This is a genomic window from Sphingobium xenophagum (assembly GCF_002288285.1).
Lineage (GTDB): Bacteria > Pseudomonadota > Alphaproteobacteria > Sphingomonadales > Sphingomonadaceae > Sphingobium > Sphingobium xenophagum.
In genome coordinates this window covers 1,969,216-1,991,647 of the sequence record NZ_CP022745.1, presented here as the reverse complement: position 1 = coordinate 1,991,647, position 22,432 = coordinate 1,969,216, and the positions used below count along the sequence as shown (strand labels likewise).

At 63.5% G+C, this 22,432-nt stretch carries 21 protein-coding genes; 15 read left to right on the top strand and 6 right to left on the bottom strand.

What is annotated here, in order from left to right:
- Positions 1-43 precede the first annotated feature (43 nt).
- The 3 genes from CJD35_RS09785 to CJD35_RS09775 are packed head-to-tail and all read left to right on the top strand — an operon-like array spanning position 44 to position 3,140.
- Positions 44-706 (top strand): DUF2490 domain-containing protein, encoded by a 663-nt coding sequence (locus tag CJD35_RS09785; protein ID WP_017181567.1) that lies wholly within the window; start codon positions 44-46, stop codon positions 704-706.
- A 44-nt stretch (positions 707-750) separates the two neighbouring features.
- On the top strand, positions 751-2,919 hold the full coding sequence (locus CJD35_RS09780; protein ID WP_017181568.1) for a primosomal protein N': 2,169 nt from the start codon (positions 751-753) through the stop codon (positions 2,917-2,919).
- Positions 2,847-3,140, top strand: a complete 294-nt coding sequence (locus tag CJD35_RS09775; protein ID WP_338057727.1) for a DUF1289 domain-containing protein — start codon at positions 2,847-2,849, stop codon at positions 3,138-3,140. The genes CJD35_RS09780 and CJD35_RS09775 overlap by 73 nt, the downstream gene beginning before the upstream one ends.
- Here CJD35_RS09775 and CJD35_RS09770 read toward each other — a convergent pair.
- Both CJD35_RS09770 and ada read right to left on the bottom strand, forming a co-directional pair.
- Complete coding sequence (locus CJD35_RS09770) at positions 3,052-4,572, bottom strand: hypothetical protein (protein WP_095687010.1); 1,521 nt, start codon at positions 4,570-4,572, stop codon at positions 3,052-3,054. The genes CJD35_RS09775 and CJD35_RS09770 overlap by 89 nt on opposite strands.
- A 73-nt stretch (positions 4,573-4,645) precedes the next feature.
- Positions 4,646-5,707: a bifunctional DNA-binding transcriptional regulator/O6-methylguanine-DNA methyltransferase Ada gene (gene ada, locus CJD35_RS09765; protein ID WP_017181571.1), complete on the bottom strand. Its 1,062-nt coding sequence runs from the start codon at positions 5,705-5,707 to the stop codon at positions 4,646-4,648.
- Positions 5,708-5,820: 113 nt separating this feature from the next.
- Between ada and CJD35_RS09760 the strand changes: the two genes are divergently transcribed.
- The 6 genes from CJD35_RS09760 to CJD35_RS09735 all read left to right on the top strand — a co-directional run bounded on the left by CJD35_RS09760 (position 5,821) and on the right by CJD35_RS09735 (position 12,370).
- A complete protein-coding gene (locus CJD35_RS09760) occupies positions 5,821-7,368 on the top strand; it encodes a S1C family serine protease (RefSeq protein WP_017181572.1) in 1,548 nt (515 codons plus the stop codon).
- A gap of 182 nt (positions 7,369-7,550) precedes the next feature.
- Positions 7,551-8,105, top strand: a complete 555-nt coding sequence (locus tag CJD35_RS09755) for a F0F1 ATP synthase subunit delta (RefSeq protein WP_026002122.1) — start codon at positions 7,551-7,553, stop codon at positions 8,103-8,105.
- A 2-nt stretch (positions 8,106-8,107) separates the two neighbouring features.
- Complete coding sequence (gene atpA, locus CJD35_RS09750; protein WP_017181574.1) at positions 8,108-9,637, top strand: F0F1 ATP synthase subunit alpha; 1,530 nt, start codon at positions 8,108-8,110, stop codon at positions 9,635-9,637.
- Between the two features lie 73 nt (positions 9,638-9,710).
- Complete coding sequence (locus CJD35_RS09745; RefSeq protein ID WP_017181575.1) at positions 9,711-10,595, top strand: F0F1 ATP synthase subunit gamma; 885 nt, start codon at positions 9,711-9,713, stop codon at positions 10,593-10,595.
- Positions 10,596-10,619: 24 nt separating this feature from the next.
- Positions 10,620-12,065: a F0F1 ATP synthase subunit beta gene (atpD, locus tag CJD35_RS09740; protein ID WP_017181576.1), complete on the top strand. Its 1,446-nt coding sequence runs from the start codon at positions 10,620-10,622 to the stop codon at positions 12,063-12,065.
- Positions 12,066-12,115: 50 nt separating this feature from the next.
- On the top strand, positions 12,116-12,370 hold the full coding sequence (locus CJD35_RS09735) for an ATP synthase F1 subunit epsilon (RefSeq protein ID WP_017181577.1): 255 nt from the start codon (positions 12,116-12,118) through the stop codon (positions 12,368-12,370).
- A 79-nt stretch (positions 12,371-12,449) separates the two neighbouring features.
- Here CJD35_RS09735 and CJD35_RS09730 read toward each other — a convergent pair whose 3' ends face one another.
- Positions 12,450-12,803: a YciI family protein gene (locus CJD35_RS09730; RefSeq protein ID WP_017181578.1), complete on the bottom strand. Its 354-nt coding sequence runs from the start codon at positions 12,801-12,803 to the stop codon at positions 12,450-12,452.
- 294 nt (positions 12,804-13,097) lie between these two features.
- Between CJD35_RS09730 and CJD35_RS09725 the strand changes: the two genes are divergently transcribed.
- Complete coding sequence (locus tag CJD35_RS09725) at positions 13,098-14,624, top strand: hypothetical protein (protein WP_095687009.1); 1,527 nt, start codon at positions 13,098-13,100, stop codon at positions 14,622-14,624.
- Here the strand turns inward: CJD35_RS09725 and CJD35_RS09720 are convergent.
- A complete protein-coding gene (locus CJD35_RS09720) occupies positions 14,595-15,320 on the bottom strand; it encodes a class I SAM-dependent methyltransferase (protein ID WP_017181580.1) in 726 nt (241 codons plus the stop codon). The two genes, CJD35_RS09725 and CJD35_RS09720, sit on opposite strands and share 30 nt — an antisense overlap.
- Entirely contained in the window at positions 15,293-16,303 is a 1,011-nt protein-coding gene (locus tag CJD35_RS09715; RefSeq protein ID WP_017181581.1) for a glycosyltransferase family 2 protein, read from the bottom strand. The genes CJD35_RS09720 and CJD35_RS09715 overlap by 28 nt, the downstream gene beginning before the upstream one ends.
- A gap of 116 nt (positions 16,304-16,419) precedes the next feature.
- On the opposite strand from CJD35_RS09715, the gene CJD35_RS09710 reads away from it, so the two are divergent.
- From CJD35_RS09710 to CJD35_RS09695, 4 genes are all read left to right on the top strand, one after another.
- Positions 16,420-17,985, top strand: coding sequence for a hypothetical protein (locus tag CJD35_RS09710; RefSeq protein ID WP_017181582.1), 1,566 nt, complete (start codon positions 16,420-16,422; stop codon positions 17,983-17,985).
- Complete coding sequence (locus CJD35_RS09705) at positions 17,982-19,511, top strand: TadA family conjugal transfer-associated ATPase (protein WP_017181583.1); 1,530 nt, start codon at positions 17,982-17,984, stop codon at positions 19,509-19,511. Before CJD35_RS09710 ends, CJD35_RS09705 begins: the two co-directional genes overlap by 4 nt.
- Positions 19,512-19,644: 133 nt before the next feature.
- On the top strand, positions 19,645-20,466 hold the full coding sequence (locus tag CJD35_RS09700; RefSeq protein ID WP_017181584.1) for a class I SAM-dependent methyltransferase: 822 nt from the start codon (positions 19,645-19,647) through the stop codon (positions 20,464-20,466).
- 142 nt (positions 20,467-20,608) lie between these two features.
- Positions 20,609-21,448 (top strand): DMT family transporter, encoded by an 840-nt coding sequence (locus CJD35_RS09695; protein ID WP_017181585.1) that lies wholly within the window; start codon positions 20,609-20,611, stop codon positions 21,446-21,448.
- Here the strand turns inward: CJD35_RS09695 and CJD35_RS09690 are convergent.
- Positions 21,420-21,851 (bottom strand): OsmC family protein, encoded by a 432-nt coding sequence (locus CJD35_RS09690; RefSeq protein WP_017181586.1) that lies wholly within the window; start codon positions 21,849-21,851, stop codon positions 21,420-21,422. The genes CJD35_RS09695 and CJD35_RS09690 overlap by 29 nt on opposite strands.
- 86 nt (positions 21,852-21,937) lie before the next feature.
- On the opposite strand from CJD35_RS09690, the gene CJD35_RS09685 reads away from it, so the two are divergent.
- Complete coding sequence (locus CJD35_RS09685) at positions 21,938-22,315, top strand: PRC-barrel domain-containing protein (RefSeq protein ID WP_026149751.1); 378 nt, start codon at positions 21,938-21,940, stop codon at positions 22,313-22,315.
- Positions 22,316-22,432 lie beyond the last annotated feature (117 nt).

Below are 22,432 nucleotides of genomic sequence, written 5' to 3'. Positions count from 1 at the left end.
GCCACTGCGATTATAGGGCGCGCACCCTGCCAAAGGACCAGAGATGCGCCGCCATTTGCCCCTCAGCCTGCTGGCAGGCGTCCTGCCGGTCATCGCGATGCTCTCTCCCGCGCTAGCCGCGACCCAGGAATCGCAAATGTGGATCACGGAAATGGCGACGATCCACGCCAGCAAGGACGATCTGGTCACCATTGATGCAAGCCAGCGCGCGCGGTCCGACACTGGCAGCGGCGGCGAGCAGTTTCTGGCGCGGATCGCGTTGGACCATCGCATCAGCCCGGCGGTGCAGGTGGGCGGCGCCATCGCCTATCTCAAGAGCGAGGTCGACCAGGAACTGCGCTTTCATCAGCAGGTGACGCTCAGCAAGGGCATCTGGCAAGCCCGCACCCGGATGGAGGAGCGCTTCTTCGACAATGTCGACACCGCCAGCTGGCGCCTGCGCCAGCGGCTCCAGGCCAGCGTACCGCTGGACCGGGCGAAACAGTGGACCATGATCGCGGTGACGGAATTCTTCTTTCACCTCAATCGCGCCCGGCCCAGCGACAGGACCGGCCTTGCCGTGATGCGGCAACAGATCGGCCTGCGCCACCCGATCGGCAAGAACCTCGATGCGCAACTGCTCTACATGCGGCAGCAGACTTTTCGCGAGGCACGGCCAGATGTCGTCGCCCATATACCCTGGCTGACATTGAGCTGGCGGATATAGCAGGCGGCATTTGCCTGTCGGGCGTCAGGCGCTAAGGACGGGGCATGTCCCGCGCCCGTGTCCTCCTGCTCAACGCTGCCCTGGGGCCGCTCGACTATCGCGTGCCGCACGGCATGAACGTGAAGCCCGGCAGCATCGTCGTCGCGCCGCTCGGGCCCCGCCAGCTGGTCGGCGTGGTGTGGGAGGAAGATAGTTTCCCCGATGTCGAGAGCGTGGGCGACAACCGGCTGCGCAACCTGATCGAGCTGGTGGACGCCCCGCCTTTGCCAGAAACGCTGCGGCGGCTGATCGAATGGACGGCGGACTATTATCTGTCGCCCCCTGCCGCCGTGCTGCGCATGGCGCTGGCGTCGATGGCGGCGCTGGAAGGCACGCGCACCGTCATCGAATATAAGGCCAATGGCCGTCAGCCCGACCGCATGACCGATCAGCGCGCGCAGGCGCTGGAGCGGATCGGCGAGCGGCAGGGGCTGGTGCGCGAACTGGCGCTGATCGGCGGGGTGAGCGACGCGGTGATTCGCGGCCTCATCAAGCAGGATATTTTCGACGCCATCGAAGTCAGCGTCGATACACCCCTCCCCGCGCCCGACCCGGACCATGCCCCGCCCACCCTGTCAGCGGCACAGGCGGACGCGGCGATGACGATGGCGAACGCCGTGCGCGACCATGAATTTGCGCCCTTCCTGCTCGACGGCGTGACCGGATCGGGCAAGACCGAAGTCTATTTCGAGGCGATCGCCGCCGCCATCCGGGCCGATGCCCAGGTGCTGGTCCTGCTGCCCGAAATCGCGCTGACCGAGCCGTTTCTGGAACGGTTCGAGGCCCGGTTCGGCACGATCCCGGTCAACTGGCATAGCGGCCTGCGCCAGACCGAGCGGCGGCGGGCGTGGCGGGCGATTTCCAGCGGGCAGGCGCAGGTCGTCGTCGGCGCACGCTCGGCGCTGTTCCTGCCCTATCCGAAGCTCGGCCTGATCGTCGTCGATGAAGCGCATGAGGCGAGTTTCAAGCAGGAGGATGGCGTCCATTATCACGCCCGCGACGTGGCGGTGATGCGCGGCCTGATCGAGAAATTCCCGGTCATCCTGGCGTCCGCCACGCCCGCGATCGAGACGCGGCATCAGGTCGAACTGGGCCGCTATCGCGAAATCAAATTGCCATCCCGCTATGGCGGGGCGGAAATGCCGCAGATCGAGGGGATCAACCTGCTGACCGATCCACCCGAACGCGGTCGCTGGATCGCGCCGCCTCTGGTCAAGGCCATCGACGAGGTGATGGCCAAGGGCGAACAGAGCCTGTTGTTCCTCAACCGGCGCGGCTATGCCCCGCTGACCCTTTGCCGCCATTGCGGCTATCGCTTCCAATGCCCCAATTGCACCGCCTGGATGGTCGAACATCGGCTGACACATCGGCTGGCCTGCCATCATTGCGGCCATGTCGTTCCCGCGCCCCGCTTCTGCCCGGAATGCAAGGAGGAGGATTCGCTGGTCGCCTGCGGGCCGGGGGTGGAGCGGATCGCTGACGAGGTGAAGGCGCTCTGGCCGCAGGCGCGCACCGCCATCGTCACATCCGACACGTTATTTTCGCCCGCCAGGGTCGCCGATTTCGTCAAATCGGTGGAGGCGGGCGACATCGATATCATCGTGGGCACCCAGTTGGTGACCAAAGGCTATCATTTCCCCAATCTGACATTGGTGGGGGTGATCGACGCCGATCTGGGGCTGGAGGGCGGCGACCTGCGCGCGTCGGAGCGCACCTTCCAGCAGATCATGCAGGTGGCCGGGCGCGCCGGACGCGGACAAAAGCCGGGCCGCGTGTTCATCCAGACCCGGATGCCCGAAGGCGAGGTCATCAAGACGCTGATCGAGGGCGATACCGAGCGCTTCTACGCGGTCGAGACCGAAAATCGACGGCGCGCCAACGCCCCGCCCTTCGGCCGCTTCGCCGCGATCATCATTTCGAGCGAGGATGCCGACGAAGCAGCACAGGTCGCGCGCCTGATCGGCAAGTCTGCGCCGCTGATAGAGGGTATGCGCGTCTATGGCCCTGCCCCTGCGCCGCTCTCCGTCCTGCGCGGACGGCATCGCCACCGACTGCTGATCCACGCGACGCGGCAGGTCGACATACAGGCGGCGATTCGCGAATGGCTGGGCAATATCGTGTGGAAATCCAGCACCCGCGTCGCCGTGGATGTCGATCCCTACAGTTTCATGTGATGGACGCGCCTATCGCCAGCCCATGCCGCAACCTCTGCGCGCTGGACGCAGCGCGGATCTGCACTGGTTGCGGACGGACGATCGACGAAATCGTCCATTGGCGCAGCATGGGCGACGAAGCCCGCGCCGCCGTCATGGCGCGGGTGCGGGATTTCCCGTTTTCTTCGCCTTCTCTGCCGACGTCTGGGCCGCCTGGCCGTCCAGTTCCGCCTTCAACCTGATCGCCGCTTCGCGCATGTTAGACGCATGGGGCGAATAGGCGATGGGATCGAGCAGCAGGGAAGCTGTGGCATAGTCGCCCCGCGCCGCCATCGCGCGGACGACATTGAAGCGATAGTCAGGACTTTGCGGCAACAGGGTGAAGGCCTTGTAGAGCCCATCATAGCCAAGATCGGGCATCTTGCCGCCTCGCATCGCGTGATAGCGGTAGAATAGCGCAAGCGGCACGGGGTCCTCCGTGTCGGCGCGGTTGGCGCGAACGATGGCGGTCAGCGCCGCCTTCCAGTCGTCCGCCTTGTCGCTGTCATGCGCGCGCTCCAGCAAAACCTGCGCGCGAACCGCATGGGCACGCGATGAGCGGGCATCCATCGCGATCGCCCGGTCCGCGTCCGCCAACGCGGCGTCCTTTTCCTCAGCGGCCCATTCCGCTTCCGCCAACAGGGCAGCCGCATAGGCAGAATCCTGGAATTGGGCGGCGGTCGCGCGAATGGCGGTGACGATGGCGGGCAGTTCGTCGGCCTTCGGGTGATTGATGAGCCGCAGTTCATCCTCGACCAACGCGCCCTGCGCCGGATCGACAGGGCTGACGACAATCTCGCCAATCTTCATTTCATTGGATTTGAGCGATGAGGCTGACAGACGGTGGCGCATATAGGCCCTGAGGTCCTTTTCCAGACCTGCAAGCCCACCTTCAAAATAGCTGTCGGGCGAACGGTCTGGAACGCCCCTGACCAAATCCGCCAAATAGCTGGCGATCTCCTTGCCACGCTGCGTCTTGTTATATTGATAGAAGTGGGTGAGCAGCCAGGCGGTGCCATAATAACGGTCCCCGTCACGTCGGCTGAGATCGCCCGTGTCACGGGCGAACAGATATTCGAGCGGATAGGGTTGGCCCAGCACCAGTCCGGGCAACCGCGCCATGGGCACATGGCCGAACTCGATCGCGCCGCTCTTGGGAAATTTCACGACAGAGAAAAACTCGGCAAATCCCTCGACATACCAGGCGGGATAGGCAGCCGGAAAGTGATGCAGCATGAAATGATGCGTATATTCGTGGAAGAGGATTTCTTCCGCGCCGAAATCAAATTTTCCGGTCTTTTCGCCGCGCGCCAGCACCGCAAAGGCGCTGCAATTCGATGTCGTGTAAAAGCCGCCGATGTTGGGATTGCCCGCGAGTTTCTGCACCTTCCTGTCGTTGGAAAGCAGATAGACCTGCACCGGGCTACCCTGTTCGGGATCGGTCACATCATGGAGCCGCCGCAGCAGGAAATCGAACTTCTCCAACCGTTCGGCCAAGCCGCGCAGTTTTTCGTCATTGCCTTCGCTGTAAACGGTAAAGTGACGGCTTTTCGCCTGCCACCATGCCGCCTGCACCGTGCCGGGCAACGCCATCATCCATCCGATGCCCAGCAACAGGGCCGCCCACATCCGCATCGTTATATTTCACCCAAAGACCGGTCCCCAGAGTGGCGGAGGCCGGACCGATTGGAAAGTGCAATCTGATCCGCTATTTGCGCCTTTCTCGCGCCAGCAGTGCCTGTTTCCGCTCCACGCCCCAGGCGTAGCCGCCCGCCGTGCCGTCGCTGCGCAGGACGCGGTGGCAGGGGATGAGGACGGCAAGCGCATTGTCGCCGCAGGCAGTGCCAGCCGCTCGGACGGCGCCGGGGCGGCCGATGGCGGCGGCGATCTGGCCATAGCTGCGGGTCTGCCCGGCAGGTATCGCGCGCAGGGCGGACCATACCGCCTGCTGGAAGGCGGTGCCGCCAACATCGACCGGCAGATCCGGCGCGCCGGTCGGATCATCCACAAGCGCCACGACGGCAGCGGCGAGCCGATCCAGAGCAGCGTCGGCGGGGCGCAGGTCCGCCTGCGGAAAGCGGTTGCGCAGCGCCGCCTCGCCCTCATCGAAGCTGATCCGGCACAGCCCCTTGTCGGTCGCTGCGATCAGCATCGGGCCAAGGCTGCTGTCGATGGTGCGCCAGCGAATCGTGACGCCGCGCCCGCCCGCGCGCCAGGCGCTGGGCGTCATGCCCAGATGGGTTGCCGCGTCGGCATAGGCGCGACTAGGCGCACCATAGCCCGCCTCGTAAATGGCCGCCGTCACGCTGCCGCCCGCGTCCAGCGCGGTCTTCAGCCGGTCGGCCCGCAGCGTACGGGCATAGGCGGCGGGTGTCTGCCCGGTCTCGCGCTTGAACAGGCGGTGGAAATGATGCGGGGCATAGCCGACATGGGCTGCGATCGCCTCCAGCCGGGGGGACTCCTCCGCCGCTTCGATCAGTGCGATCGCGGCGGCCACCGCCTGCCTGTCCCGCCCCGTTTCGTCCGGGCGGCAGCGCAGGCAGGCGCGGAAGCCCGCTGCGCGCGCCGCTGCGGGATCGGGCAGGAAGGTCATATTCTCCCGCCTGGGGTGCCGCGCGGGACAACTGGGCTTGCAATAGATGCCGGTGGTCGCGACGCAACTGACGAAGCGCCCGTCCATCGTCCGGTCGCGCCGCAAGACCGCCGCCCAGCACTGGTCGGGATCGGGCATGGAGGGCACGGGCGTGGACAGGCGGGTCATCTGGTTCATACATTATGGGATATAGCGAAAGCGCTGGCCATGCTTCCCGCGGCTTGCGCTCAAAAAAACCACGCACTTTTCCCGATTGCGCAACGCCCGCCTTCGCATATGTATGCGCGCCTATGGTCGCTCTTTTCCGCTTCATCCTCCTGGCGCTCGCCCTTGCCGCGCCGACGGTCTCCCGCGCCGAACAGCAGGACATCGCCGCTGCCGCGCGCGGTGTGGTGCGTGTCGTGCTGGTCGCGACCGATGGCAGCGAAGCCTATTTTGTCGGCCATGGCAGCGGTTTGGCGGTCGCACCCGACAAGATATTGACCAACGCCCATGTCGTGGAACTGGCGCGGGAAGAGAAAAATCTCGTCATCGGCGTGATCCCCTCCGAAGGCACGAACAGCTATGGCGGGCGCATCATCGCCTTTTCGCCCGGCAACGACCTGGCCCTGATCCAGCTGGAACAGGGCAGCCTGCCGGTCAGCACTTTCTATGCCGGGGCCGTGACCGACGGCCAGCATGTCACCGCGATCGGCTATCCCGGCACGGTCGACCGGGCGCAGGGGCTGGGCCTCAAGCAGATGGTCGAACCAGTGGCGACCGTCAAAACCAGCGGCAATGTGTCCGCCGGCCGCGCGAGCCGCAGCTTCGACACGCTGCTGCACACAGCGCCCCTGGCGGCTGGAAACAGCGGCGGGCCGCTGGTCGATGATTGTGGTCGAGTGCTGGGGGTCAACAGCTTCGGATCGGTATCGGACGGCAGCGACGCCGAATTCGGCTTTGCCGTATCCTGGCGAGAAATCGCCTCCTTCCTGCGGCAGGCGGGCGTATCGTCGCGCCATACTGTCGTGCCGTGCCGTTCCTTTGCCGACGCCGATTCGGCCGAGGCCGCGATCCTCCAGCGCGAATCGGCGATGAGCGAGCAGAAGCTGCGCGCCAGCGACAGCGCGCGCCAGCAGGCGATGGACCGCGCTCGCGACGCTGCCGAGCGGGAGGTGATTTCCGCGCGCGAAAACGCGATGGCCGGGGCAGCCGTACTGTTGGCCGTGGCCGTACTGGCGCTGGGCGCTGGCGGGCTGTTCTACAGCCAGAAGCGGGAGAAGCATGCGACATGGTCGCTGGCGATCGGCGGGCTGCTGCTGTTCGGGGCGGCGGGGCTGTTCTTCTTTCGACCCAGTTTCGCCAGCATCGACGAAAAGGTCGCCGTGGCGCAGGATGGGGGCGTGGTCAGCAATACCGCCTTTGCCTGGGCGGGCGACAATATCTGCAAGGTGGACATGGCGCGCAGCCGCCTGACCCTGTCGCAACCCGATGACATCGCCTTCAACTGGGCGGAGGGCGGCTGCGTCAATGGCGACACCCAATATGTCGCCAGCGGCACTGGATGGCAGCGGGTGACGATCCCGGCGGAGGGCCATTATCTCGCCTCCAGCCGCTTCGATCCCGTCAATGGCGTGCTGCGCGTCGACCGCTGGCTGCCCGATGCCGACACCATGGCCAAGGCGCGCGCGCTGGTGGGGGACAAGCCGATTCCCGCCTGTGGCAGCAACCCGGGAGCTCTGGCCCGGATTGCCGCGCTGCAATCGCATATTGCGGCAATCGTCCCGGCCCAGCCCAACGAACGGATTGTCTATCATTGCCAGAAAGGTCGGCTTGCCCCGGTCGATCCGGCGCAATAACCGATTCGGTGCCGCGAAAAAACTCAGTCAAATGCCAGCGGTTTCGCACTATTGCCGGAATCGCGCAGCATGACTTGCATAGTCATAATCGCGCTGCTAACCGGCCCCACAACAAGGGGGACGGGCGTAACTGCTCCCCCCTCTTTGCATGACCGGCACATCAAATGGAGGACGGTAAGCGCGTGGAGACTACCGGCGGTATACAGGCCAGCCTCAGCGGCCGCTACGCGGTTGCGCTGTTCGATCTGGCGCGCGATGGCCAATCGCTCGACACCGTGGCGGACAGCCTTGCTGCGTTGAAGGGTGCGATTGCCCAATCGCCTGATTTCAAAGCGCTTATCAACAGCCCGGTGCTGAGCCGCGATGCGTCTGGAAAGACGATCGCCGCCGTCGCATCCTCCATGGGGATCGATCCCCTGACCACGAAATTTCTGGGCGTGCTTGCCGGGAACCGCCGGCTTGGCCAGCTTCCCGCTGTCATCCGCGCCTATGAAACCCTGTTGTCGAATCACAAGGGCGAGGCCCGCGCCGAAGTGACGAGCGCGCACCCGCTGACCAAGACGCAGATCACCGCGCTCGGCAAAAGCCTGCGCGCCCGCGTCGGCCGCGACGTCGCCATCGATGCGAAGGTCGACCCCGCGATCCTGGGCGGGCTGGTCGTCAAGATCGGCAGCCAGATGATCGACAGCTCCATTCGTACCCGTTTGAATAGTCTCGCCATGGCGATGAAAGGCTGAACATGGATATCAACGCCGCAGAAATTTCGAAGGTCATCAAGGACCAGATCGCCAATTTCGGCACCGAAGCGCAGGTTAGCGAAGTCGGTTCCGTGCTGACCGTGGGTGACGGCATCGCCCGCGTCCATGGCCTCGACAATGTCCAGGCGGGCGAAATGGTCGAGTTTGCCAACGGCATTCAGGGCATGGCGCTGAACCTGGAAGCCGACAATGTCGGTGTCGTGATCTTCGGGTCCGACAGCGAGATCAAGGAAGGCGACACCGTCAAGCGCACCGGCACCATCGTCGACGTCCCCGTCGGCAAGGGCCTGCTGGGCCGCGTCGTGGACGGCCTTGGCAACCCGATCGACGGCAAGGGGCCGATCGTGTCCGACCAGCGCATGCGCGTCGAGCGCAAGGCGCCCGGCATCATCCCGCGCACCTCGGTTCACGAACCCGTGCAGACCGGCCTCAAGGCCATCGACACGCTCGTCCCCGTCGGCCGTGGCCAGCGCGAACTGATCATCGGCGACCGCCAGACCGGCAAGACTGCCGTGGCGATCGACACCTTCATCAACCAGAAGGCCGCCAATGCGGGCGATGACGAGAGCAAGAAGCTTTACTGCATCTATGTCGCAGTCGGCCAGAAGCGCTCGACCGTTGCCCAGATCGTCAAGCAGCTCGAAGAAAATGGCGCGATGGAATATTCGATCGTCGTCGCCGCGACCGCTTCGGAGCCCGCTCCGCTCCAGTATCTCGCCCCCTATACCGGCGTGACCATGGGCGAATATTTCCGCGACAACGGCATGCACGCCGTCATCGTCTATGACGATCTGTCGAAGCAGGCCGTCGCCTATCGCCAGATGTCGCTGCTGCTGCGTCGTCCTCCGGGCCGTGAAGCCTATCCGGGCGACGTGTTCTATCTGCACAGCCGCCTGCTGGAGCGCGCGGCCAAGATGAACAGCGACAACGGGTCTGGCTCGCTGACCGCACTGCCGATCATCGAAACGCAGGCAGGCGACGTGTCGGCCTACATCCCGACCAACGTGATCTCGATCACCGACGGCCAGATCTTCCTGGAAACCAACCTCTTCTACCAGGGCATCCGTCCGGCCATCAACGTCGGCCTGTCGGTGTCGCGCGTCGGTTCCGCCGCGCAGACCAAGGCGATGAAGAAGGTGTCCGGCTCGATCAAGCTGGAACTGGCCCAGTATCGCGAAATGGCGGCCTTCGCCCAGTTCGGTTCGGACCTCGACGCATCGACCCAGAAGCTGCTGAACCGCGGCGCGCGCCTGACCGAACTGCTCAAGCAGGCGCAATTCTCGCCGCTGCCGTTCGAGGAACAGACCGCGTCGATCTTCGCTGGCACCAACGGTTATCTGGACAGCGTCGCCGTCAAGGACGTGACCCGTTACGAAGAATTGATGCTGGCCTATCTGCGCCACGATCATGCCGACGTACTGACCATGATCCGCGACACCAAGGATCTGGGCGACGAAGCCAAGGGCAAGCTCAAGGCCGCGCTCGACAGCTTCGGCAAGACTTTTGCTTAAGTCTGGCGCCTAAGTGATTTGATGAAGGCCGCCGGGCGACCGGCGGCCTCCCTACACTGAATTCGGGATTGAGATGGCAAGCCTCAAGGAACTGAAGATCCGCATCGGGTCGGTCAAATCGACCCAGAAGATCACCAAGGCGAAGCAGATGGTCGCCGCCGCGAAGCTGCGCAAGGCGCAGGCCGCAGCGGAAGCCGCGCGCCCCTATAGCAGCCGCCTGGAAGCCGTCGTCGCCTCCCTCGCCTCGAAAATCGCGGGCGGTTCGGGCGAAGGCGCATCGCCGCTGCTGGCGGGCACGGGCAAGGATGACGTGCATCTGCTGGTCGTCGCCAACTCCGACCGTGGCCTGGCCGGTGCGTTCAACGCCAACATCGTCAAGGCCGCCCGCGCCAAGGCGGACGAGCTGATCCAGCAGGGCAAGACGGTGAAATTCTACCTGATCGGTCGCAAGGGCCGTCCGGTGATCAACCGCATGTATCCCGGCCAGATCGTCGCCCAATATGACACGACTGGCGCCAAGCAGCCCGGCTATGACCAGGCGCACGCCATCGCTGGCGAGCTGACCGACATGTATCTGAACGGCAAGTTCGACGTCGCGCATCTCTTCTATTCGCGCTTCAAGTCGGCGCTGGCGCAGATCCCGACCGAACAGCAGATCATTCCCGTCAAGATCCCCGCCGACGCCGACCGCAACGCCATCGCCGCGACGGTCGAATATGAACCGAGCGAGGAAGCGATCCTGGACGACCTGCTGCCGCGCAACGTCGCGATCCAGCTGTTCAAGGCGCTGCTGGAAAACAACGCATCCGAACAGGGCGCGTCGATGACCGCGATGGACAATGCCACGCGCAACGCCGGCGACCTGATCAACAAGCTGACGATCCAGTATAACCGCAGCCGCCAGGCCGCGATCACCACCGAACTCGTTGAAATCATTTCGGGCGCTGAAGCCCTCTAAGCACACGCACGCAAGGAAGCAGTCATGGCAACCACCAACAATGTAGGCCGCATTTCGCAGGTCATCGGCGCCGTCGTCGACGTGACCTTCCCTGATGCGCTCCCGTCGATCCTGTCGGCACTGGAAACCAGCAACAACGGCCAGCGCCTTGTTCTGGAAGTCGCGCAGCATCTGGGCGAAAACACCGTCCGCACCATCGCGATGGACTCGACCGAGGGCCTGACCCGCGGCCAGGAAGTGACCGACACCGGCGCGCAGATCAGCGTCCCCGTCGGCCCCGCCACGCTTGGCCGCATCCTCAACGTCGTTGGCGAACCCATTGACGAGCGCGGCCCGGTCGCGACCGAACTGCGTTCGCCCATCCATGCCAAGGCTCCCGAATTTGTCGACCAGTCGACCGAAAGCGCGATCCTGGTCACCGGCATCAAGGTCATCGACCTTCTCGCCCCCTATGCCAAGGGCGGCAAGATCGGCCTGTTCGGCGGCGCTGGCGTGGGCAAGACGGTTCTTATTCAGGAACTGATCAACAACATCGCCAAGGGCCATGGCGGTACGTCGGTTTTCGCGGGCGTTGGTGAACGTACCCGCGAAGGTAACGATCTCTACCACGAATTTCTGGACGCGGGCGTCATCGCCAAGGATGCCGATGGCAACGCCATCACCGAAGGGTCCAAGGTTGCGCTGGTCTATGGCCAGATGAACGAACCGCCGGGCGCCCGTGCCCGCGTCGCGTTGTCGGGCCTGACCATCGCTGAATATTTCCGCGACGTCGAAAATCAGGACGTGCTGTTCTTCGTCGACAATATCTTCCGCTTCACCCAGGCAGGCGCGGAAGTGTCCGCTCTGCTCGGCCGTATTCCTTCGGCCGTGGGCTATCAGCCGACCCTGTCGACCGACATGGGCGCGCTGCAGGAACGCATCACCTCCACCAACAAGGGGTCCATCACCTCGGTGCAGGCCGTGTACGTCCCCGCGGACGACTTGACCGATCCCGCGCCTGCGACGTCGTTCGCGCACTTGGACGCGACGACCGTTCTCAACCGCGCCATTTCGGAACTGGGCATCTATCCGGCGGTCGATCCGCTCGACTCCACCAGCCGCGTTCTGGAACCGCGCACCGTGGGTCAGGAACATTATGACACCGCCCGCGCCGTCCAGTCGATCCTGCAGAAGTACAAGTCGCTGCAGGACATCATCGCCATTCTGGGCATGGACGAACTGTCGGAAGAAGATAAGCTGACGGTCGCCCGCGCGCGCAAGATCCAGAAGTTCCTGTCGCAGCCGTTCCACGTCGCCGAAGTCTTTACCGGCATCAGCGGCAAGTTCGTCCAGATCGAGGACACGGTTAAGTCGTTCAAGGCTGTGGTCGATGGCGAATATGACCATCTGCCCGAAAACGCCTTCTACATGGTCGGCGGCATCGACGAAGCCATTGAGAAGGCCAAGAAGCTGGCCGCCGAAGCGGCTTAAGCGACCTGTTGCATCCCCTCCCTTGAAAGGGAGGGGCTAAGGAAACGAACATGGCACTGCATTTTGAACTCGTGACCCCCGAAAAGCTCTTCCGGTCGGAAGAGGTCTATCAGGTCGTGGTGCCCGGCACCGATGGCGACTTCGGCGTACTGGAGGGTCATGCGCCCTTCATGTCGACCGTACGCGACGGTAGCATCCAGATCTATGCGACCGCAGGGGCCGCGCCCGAAATCATCCCGGTGGAAGGCGGCTTTGCCGAGGTCAATGAAAAGGGTCTGACGGTCCTGGCCGAAAAGGCCGGCTGATCACCGCATATGAAAGGACCGGCCCGGCGTGGCACGGTCAGCAGAAGGGGCGCTCGACAGCGCCCCTTTTGTTGGGCGGTCATTCATGAAGGGGCCGGATTTCGATTTCGCTGGGTCCGGGCATCGGATTGGGGCAACGCTTCGCCCAGGCGACCGCCTCGTCCATATCCCTGACATCCCATAGCCAGAAACCTGCCACCTGATCGCGGCTGGGCGTGAACGGACCGTCGATCACGGCCCGATCCGCGCCGTCGAAGGCGATACGCTTGCCCTGCGATGTGGGGGTCAGCCCATCGGCGGCAATCAATATGCCAGCGTCGCGCAATGCGTCATTATAGCGGCCCATCGCCGCCATCATCTGACTTGTCCAGGGTTCGGGAAACAGGCCGGTCTCGCTATCCGGCGTCGCCTTCACCAGCACCATCACCCGCATCGCCTGTCTCCCTGCTCAATGCAGCGCTATCGCGTATGACTTAGCGTTACCCCCAAACGTCATGCTGAATTTATTTCTGCATCCATTTATCGTCGCAGACAACGGCATGGGCTGGCGAAATGGACCCTGAACCAAGTTCAGGGTGACGAATAAGATAGGCATGGTGCCATATGCGATAGCCCTGCTGTCCTATGAGGCAATGTTGGCAATCTGCATCCTTACCGCAACTTTTTTATGCATGAGGCGGGCAACGCCGATTGCCGCACTCGCCCCGCCTTGTCATGAACAAGCCCGATGATCGCCCCGCCCCCTTCCCCCGCGCTCCAGCGGCCCCTGCCCGGCAGCTGGCTAATCGCCTTGCTGGCCGGCTGGCTCGCCCTCGACCAGTTGCTGCTGTGGCGGTTCCTGAACGTCATGCCCCTCTGGGCCTATGGGCTGGGCGCGCTGCTGACCGGCTTGCTCTGCGTCGCCATCGTCCGGACGGCGCGCGACTTTGCCGGACCGACAGCCGCGACATGGCTGATCTGCATCGGCGTGGCGACGATACTCCTTCTCCTGGGCGGGGAGGGACGCTTTTTCTACGCCAATATCGACTGGCAGGTGCGCTTCGCCGTGCTGCGCGACATGAGCATCAACCCTTGGCCGTTCGTCTACACCGCAAGGGGCGAGGCGGAACTGTTGCGCGCGCCGGTCGGCATGTTCCTGATCCCCGCGCTGGTGGCCAAGGCGCTGGGTGGAAGCGCTGGCGACATCGCGCTGCTGTTCCAGAACAGCCTGATGACCGGCACGCTGCTGGCTTTGGGATCGACGCTATTTGTCACGCGCCGCGCGAAAATGATCGCGCTGGCGGTCGTCGTGGGCTTCAGCGGCCTCGACGCGCTGGGGCGCATCCTGTTTCGTGGTGGATTGTCGGATCATCTCGAAAACTGGGCCTATCTTCAATATTCATCGACTGTCACCCTGGCCTTCTGGGTGCCGCAACATGCGATTTCAGGCTGGATCGGCGCGCTGGGTTTCCTCCTTTGGCGTGCCGAGAAATTGCCGCTGGGCGCCTATCTGGCGCTGCTGCCCTTGACGGCGCTCTGGTCGCCGCTGGGGTTGATGGGCGCCATGCCATTTGCGGCACTGGCGGGGGTGCGGAGCCTGCGCGCGCGCGCCATCAGCCCCGCCGACATCGCCCTGCCCGCCCTCACCACCTTGCTGTGCATCCCCGGGCTGCTTTATCTGGGCGCAGCGGGTGATGGCGTGGGCGCAAAGCTGATCTCAATCGTGCCGTTGCAATGGGCTTTTTTCGAGCTGCTTGAAGTGCTGGTCTATGTCGTACCACTGGCGTTGTTCGTGAGGAGGTCGCGTTTCGGGATAGACATATTGGCGGTACTAACGCTGTGGCTGTTGGCGATCCCCTTCCTTCAGATCGGATCGTCCACCGATTTCATGATGCGCGGGTCGATCACTGCATTGACAATATTGGCAGTCATGGTCGCCGATGCCGTGCGGACCGCCTCGCCCGCACGGCCATGGCTTTTGCTGGCGCTGGCCATCGGCATCATCACCCCGCTGACGGAAATACGCCGCGCATTGGCCTATCCCCCGGCGCCGGAAGTCCGATGCAGTTTCGTCAAGGCCTGGGAAGGAAGTTTCTGGTTTCAGCCCAAAGGCACATATCTGGCTCCGCTGGACAGAATGCCGTTACTCGTGCGACCGACTGTTCCTTATCGGTTAGACCCGACCGAACCGGACCGCTGCTGGGACGGGGCATGGCATCACCCGGACAAGCCGGATGCGCCGCCGTCAGGCCGACAGGATCGCGTAAGCCGATAAGCCAACAGGCAGGCTGATCCGCCCGATCAGGTGGCGTTCCATGCAGAAAATATGGCGAAACAGTGCGTTTATAGGCCGTACAGGGCGCGAGTCTGCAACTGTCGTTCGCCCCGTCAGGCGCTGCGCGAATCGCGCCAGAACGGCAACCGGGAATAGAAGGCTGTTGAAATAACCGACTTCTTTAACCTCTAGCCCGGCCGAACGGGCGACAGCAGACAGGCTGCCAAGCGTATAGCGGCGCTTGTGATGGTGGAGGATATCATGGTCCGACCACAGCCATGGCGCGGCCGGAACTGTCAACAATAGTGAACCGCCCACCGCGAGCCGTTCGCGCAAGGCCGCCAGCGATGCTCGATCCTGTTCGACATGCTCCAGCACATCGAGCAAAACGATGAGGTCGTAGCAGTTGTCACCGAAGCCGATCTGGTCAGGTAATGCTCCCACCGCAACTGTGCCGACGCCGCGAGACATCGCCAGAGCAAGCGATTCGCCGTCATATTCCAGCGCATCGACCGTGCCATGGCGCGCCAGCATCGCCAGATTGCCGCCGGTGCCGCAACCCACCTCCAATATGCGCGCGTTGGCGCGCGGCGCGATCCGGGTGCGGATCAGCGCGTCCACTATGGCGCGGCGGGCGACGAACCACCAATGGCTCCCCTCCTGCGCGCTCAGGCTCGCATAGGCTGATCGGTCCATTCATCCTCGTCCCTGATTGGTTCGGCGACCGGAGCCACCGGCACAGTCGATTGATCCGCGACCACATAGAGCGGCCGTTGCCGCACTTCGCGCGCGACCCGGCCCAGATATTCGCCGATAATGCCCAGGCTGAGCAGGTTAAGCCCACCCAGCCCCAGCACCGCGACCATGATGGAAGCATAGCCCGGCGTATCGACCCCGGTGATGATCGTATGGGCGACCAGAAAGGCCGCATAGGCAAAGGCCAGGCACGCAATGCCGCCACCGATATAGGACCATATGCGCAGCGGCATGGTGGTCGACGCGGTGATGCCGTCGATCGCCAGCGACCAGAGCTTGCCGAGCCGCCATTTGGTCGTCCCCGTCCCGCGCGCGGCACGGACATAATCGACCGTGGCGACGCGAAAGCCGATCCAGCTGAACAGCCCCTTGTTGAAGCGCGCCTGCTCGCCCAATTGCTTGATGACGTCCACCGCCTGCCGATCGAGCAAACGGAAGTCGCCGACATTTTCGGGGATCGGATAATCGGACAGACGATTGAGCAGGCGATAGAATCCGCGCGCGCTCGTCCGTTTGAACCAGCCGTCCGTGGAGCGGTCGGACCGGCGGGCATTGACCACCTGCGCGCCCGCCAGCCAGTGGCGGACCATATCCACGATCACCTCCGGCGGATCCTGCAGATCGACGTCGATCGGGATCACGGCGTCACCGCTCGCATGGTCGATCCCGGCCGCCAGCGCCGCTTCCTTGCCGAAATTGCGCGACAGGGCGACGACGCTTATGTCGGGGTTCAGCCGCGCCAATATGGTCAATATGTCGCCGGTCCGGTCGCTGCTGCCATCATTGACGAACAGATATTCCGCCCGCGCATCAGGCCCGATCAGCGCCAGCGCCCGCCCCACCGCCGGACGCGCCGCCTCCAGGAACAGCGACAGGCTGTCCTGCTCGTTATAGACCGGAATGACGATCGACAGCGTGCGCATGGGCGCAATGATCCTCGCGAAAAACTGACTCCGCTATCGGCTAGAATGGTTAATGGATCGTAAGTGCGCGCCATCATCCTTACGCTTCATTTACCATATTGCGTCATCACCGGCCCATGCGCGCCATCGCCTCCCTTGCCAGCCGGCACCCGGTCTGGACGCTGACCCTGTTGGGCTGCGGCCTGATGCTGCCTGCCTTGCTATGGGGACCGGGCGCGACTCACAGCCATCTCTACAATCTTATGTGGACCCGCCATTTTGGCGATCAGATCGCGGCAGGGCATTTTTACGAGCGCTGGCTCCCCCACAGTTTCGAAGGGCTGGGCAGCCCGACCTTCTATTTCTATCCGCCGCTCGCCTATTGGCTGTCGGGCGGCCTGAACGCGATCGGGCTGAACGTAACGCAAGCGATAACCGGCGCTGGCCTGCTGTTGCTGATCGCATCGGGGCTGGCCATGTATGCGTGGCTGGCCGAGAGAGGAACGCGGCCATTGATCGGCGCAGCCCTCTATATGGTTGCGCCCTATCATCTGTTCGACCTGTATGTGCGCGGCGCACTGGCGGAATTTGCCGGATTTGTCTGGCTGCCCTTGATCGCGCTGGGCATTGGCTGGCTGCCGTCGCGGCGTGGCGTGACGCTCCTCGCCAGCGCCTATGCAGCGCTGATCCTGACCCATTTGCCACTGGCAACGCTGACCGGCCTGTTCCTGATCGCGCCACTGATGCTTCAGCGGATCGTGCAGGACCGCGCGACGTTGCTACCGGGCCTTGTAGCCGGCCTGCTCGCCTTTGCGCTCGCCGCCTTCTATCTGCTACCCGCCGCGACGCTTCAGGCGCACATGTCGACCGCGCTCTTATGGACTGGCAAATATCAGGCAAGCGTCTGGTCGATCTGGCGCGAGGACTTTGAACTCTTCCCCTCCATCGCGCTGGGCCTTGTCCTGCTTGCCTGGCGCGCGCGATCGCTATGGACCGCCATCACGATCGGCACGGCGCTGGCGGCGATCAACCTGATCCCGCTGCTGTGGAGCATCGACCTACTCGACAAGGTGCAATTTCCCTGGCGGATATTGGCCATCACCGAATTTGCCGCCGTCACTGCGATCGCCGCCTGCCCGCCTCGCCGCATCATGGCGTTTGGCGCGGCTTTGGTGCTGGCCTTCCCGTTCCTGCTCACTGGCCTGATCGCCCATGCCCTGCTGCGCATGCCTGTCGACTATAACAGGATCGAACGGCACCAGCCTGACGCGCCGGAATATCTGCCCGCCGGATTCGATGCTTCGCTCGTCGATCGGGTCGATCGCTGGACCGACCTTGGCCGCTTTGCCACCCTCCCGCGCGGCGACAGCATCACCGTGACCCGCTCCGGCCCGGTGACGATGGGCCATGCGGCCTTTCCCATCTGGCGCGTGACGCGCAACGGGCAGGCCATTGCGAGCCATGGTCCGCTGATCAGCTTCGACGCGACGCCGGGCACCTACCGCATCGAGCGGGTGCGGTTGTGGCAGGAAACGGCTGGCGCGGCGGTCAGCCTGATCGCGCTACTGATACTGGCGCTGCTGGCGGGCCGCCGGTCCATTAGCCATTTGTCAAAGTTTCCATCTTATTCACCTTCCCAAGCCCTATCTGATCGGCCCTCAACTGGGCGGCTTCGATCGCGAATTACTGGCGGAGACTTATGAGCGCCTTTGGACGGAAAAATGGACCTGCTGGCATCAAGCCCGGCTTTGGCGTTGCCCGGCCGATGCAGGGAGGCGGCGCGCCCAAGGAAGAAGCGCGCGGCGGCGATCAGTTTCCCCCGCTCGACATAGCGGCCCTGCCAGGCGAAACGAGCGTCGATCCACTGGCTGCACCGACCAGCCAGATGCAGCGCAATGCCGACGCCATCCAGCGCCTGTCCGACCGCGCCAATCATGAACATGTCGCCGACGCCGGACCGCAGGGTTTTGAAGCCAGCGTCCACAAGATCAAGGAGCAGGTGCTGCCCCGCCTGCTGGAGCGTGTCGATCCGGAAGCCGCCGCGACCCTGACCAAGGATGAACTGGCCGAGGAATTCCGCCCGATCATCATGGAAGTGCTGGCGGAACTGAAGCTGACCCTCAACCGGCGCGAACAGTTCGCGCTGGAAAAGGTGCTGGTCGATGAACTGCTTGGCCTCGGCCCGCTTGAAGAATTGCTGTCCGACCCGGACGTGACCGATATCATGGTCAACGGTCCGGACCAGACCTATATCGAAAAGAAGGGCAAGCTCCAGATCGCGCCGATCAAGTTCCGGGACGAGGAACATCTGTTCCAGATCGCGCAACGGATCGTCAGCAAGGTTGGCCGCCGCGTCGACCAGACCACGCCGCTGGCCGACGCCCGCCTGCCCGATGGCAGCCGCGTCAACGTCATCGTGCCGCCGCTGTCGCTGCGCGGCACCGCCATCTCGATTCGTAAATTCTCTGCCAAGCCGATCACCATCGACATGCTCGCCCAATGGGGCGCCATGAGCCCCAAGATGGCGACCGCGCTCAAGATTGCAGGCGCCTGCCGCTTCAACATCGTCATTTCGGGCGGTACCGGTTCGGGCAAGACGACGATGCTCAATGCCCTGTCGAAAATGATCGATCCGGGCGAACGTGTGCTCACGATCGAGGACGCGGCCGAATTGCGGCTGCAACAGCCGCACTGGTTGCCGCTGGAAACCCGCCCGGCCAATCTGGAAGGCAATGGCGCCATCACCATCGGCGATCTGGTCAAGAACGCCCTGCGTATGCGCCCGGACCGCATCATCCTGGGCGAAATTCGTGGCGCGGAATGTTTCGACCTGCTCGCCGCGATGAACACGGGCCATGACGGCTCCATGTGTACGCTTCACGCCAACTCGCCCCGCGAATGTCTGGGCCGTATGGAAAATATGATCCTGATGGGGGACATCAAAATCCCCAAGGAAGCCATTTCCAAGCAGATCGCCGACTCGGTGGATCTGATCATCCAGGTCAAGCGCCTGCGTGACGGTTCGCGCCGCATCACCAACGTGACCGAAGTGATCGGCATGGAAGGCGAAGTCATCGTGACGCAGGAACTGTTCAAGTTCGAATATCATGATGAGGATGACAGCGGAAAGATCGTCGGCGAATATCGGTCGATGGGCCTGCGTCCCTACACGCTGGACAAGGCGCGGATGTTCGGTTTCGATCAGCCTTTCCTGGAAGCCTGCCTGTAAGCGCTGGCTGAGAGAAACGGCAAAGCTGTTTCATGACGAATCGTGGCTGGCGGGGATTTCCCCTCCAGCCCCCTTGCATCGCTTCGCCGCGACCGGCACACCCTCCTCCTGACTTTTCAAGAGAGGACTGCCGATGAACCGTCTCGCCCGTGCCGGACTGCTGCTGACCGGCCTTGCCCTGCCTGCCCTGCCCCTGCTCGCCCAGCATGCCGGGCATGGCGATCATAACGCGCCCAAGGCGGCTGACCCGATCGCCGCCGCCATCGCGGCGCCCAGCCGCACGCCGGCCAATGTCGCGCGCGACAAATATCGCCACCCGGCCGAAACGCTCGCCTTTTTCGGCGTGACGCCGACCCAGACAGTGGTCGAATATGCGCCCAGCGGTGGCTGGTACACTGAGATATTGGCGCCGCTGCTGCACGATCAGGGCAAATTCTATGCCCTGCAACCGACCGGGCGGTATCTGGACGGTTACAAGACCTTCCTGGCCGCCAAGCCGACCGTCTATGACAAGGTCACGGTTGTCCCCTTCCCCGACGAAAGCGCCACGATCCCCGCCAACAGCGTGGACACCGTCCTGACCTTCCGCAACGTCCATAACATGGTGATGGGCGGCACGGAGGCGGCGACCTTCGCGGCGTTCTTCGCGATGCTCAAGCCGGGCGGTACGCTGGGCGTGGTCGATCATCGCATGCCCGAAGGACGCGACAGCGCGCTGGAAAAGACCAGCGGTTATCTCAAACCCTCCACCATCCGCCGCATCGCGGAAGCCGCCGGCTTCACCTATGCCGGCGCAACGGAGGTGAACGCCAATCCCAAGGATACGGCGGATTGGGCCAAGGGCGTATGGACCCTGCCCCCGACGTTGAGCCAGAAGGATGTCGACCGCGACAAATATCTGGCCATCGGCGAAAGCGATCGCATGACGCTGAAATTCGTCAAGCCGATGCAATAGGATTTTGCCGTCCCTTCCCGGTTGCGCGATGGCGCAACCGGGTTAAGGCGGAGCGGTGACGCCCGCCCCGCCCCATTCCCGACCGCATCGACCGCTATTCGCCATCGGACTTCGGCTGTCTGCTGTCATCTGCCTGTCCATCATGTTCGTGACGGTGCGGGTGGTCGATGGACGGGGCGTCCATGTCGTCGAATCGCTCTTCTATCGCCAGGCTCTGGCCCTTCCCTTCGTGCTGGGCTGGGTGGCGATGGCCGACGGGTTGCGCAGCGTCCAAACCCGGCGCATCGGCGTCCATGCCAGCCGCATGCTGCTGGGCCTGACCGGCATGCTGCTCAACTTCCTGTCCTACATCCTGCTGCTGCCCGCCGAAGCCGCGACAATCGGGTTCACCATGCCGATTTTCGGCACGATCCTGTCGGCGCTGATCCTGCGGGAGGCAACGGGCATCCATCGCTGGGCTGCGGTGCTGATCGGCTTTGTCGGCGTGCTGGTGATGGTACGGCCCGATGCCGCCCATTTCCCGCTACAGGGCGTCGCGGTCGCCATCGCCGCCGCTTTCGTGACCGCCAGCGTCAGCCTGGTGCTGCGCGAACTGGGCCGTACCGAAAGCGCTGGCGTGGTCGTATTCTGGTTCACCACGCTGTCGATGATCCCGCTGGGCATCGCCATGCCCTTTTTCGCGCAGATGCATGATCCGGTCACATGGGGCCTGTTGCTATTGATCGGCCTGTTTGGCGGCATCGCCCAGATTTGCCTGACCGCCGCGCTGCGCTGGGGTCCGGTGTCGGTCGTGCTGCCGATGGATTACAGCGCGATCATTTGGACGACGCTGCTGGGTCTGGCGATCGGCGCGCCATGGCCGCTGGCGACGACCTGGATCGGGGCAAGCCTGATCATCGCCAGCGGTCTCTATATCGCCTGGCGCGAACATGTCCGCGGCAAGGCGGCACGGGTCAGGACAGCAACTCTGCCTCCAGACTGATGTCGGCCTTCAGCAATTTGGAAATCGGGCAATTGGCCTTGGCCTTTGCCGCCAGATCCTGAAATGTCGACTCGTCGACGTCGGGGATGCTGGCCTTCAGCGTCAGATGGCTGGCGGTGACGGCAAAGCCATCTTCCTGCTTTTCCAGCGTGACGACGGCATGGCTTTCCATCTTGCTGGCGGTAAATCCTTCTTCCCCCAGGATCAGCGACAAGGCCATGGTGAAGCAGGAGGCATGGGCGGCGGCGATCAATTCTTCCGGGTTGCTGCCCGGCACCCCTTCAAAACGGGTCGCAAAGCCATAGGGATAGGCGTCCAGCGCGCCGCTCTGGGTCGATATCGCGCCCTTGCCGTCCTTCAGCCCGCCGCTCCACACCGCTGAGCCGCTGCGATTGATCTTCATGCTTCTATCTCCTGCTAATCGACAAGGAACCCCCAGCGTCGCTCGTGGTTGCATAGATATAACCCCACTGATGCAGGAGAATGACAATGTCTGAAACGACAATGATCAATCATGCGGCCAATCATGGCGAACTGATTGCGTCCGACCGGGTGGAGGGTACCGCCGTCTATAACCGGCAGGGCGAAAAGCTCGGCAAAATCTCCAACTTCATGGTCGACAAGATGTCGGGGCAGGTCCGTTATGCGGTGCTGTCCTTCGGCGGCTTTCTGGGGATCGGGAATGACCATTATCCCCTGCCCTGGTCGATGCTGAACTATGACACCGAACAGGGCGGCTATGTCGTCGACCTGGACAGCAAGGTGCTGGAGCAGGCCCCGCATTACATGGCCGATCAACGGCCCGACTATGACGAAGGCTATGGCCGCAACGTCTATCAATATTATGGCCTGATCTACCCCTGGTAAAATGGTGCTGGCGGACGGGCGCAGCCGCAAGGCGCCCCCGATCCGCCGCCACGTTTCCCGCTTCTTCGCCTCCCTTCCCACCTACGCCATTCCAATTGCCCGGATTCTGCCACATTC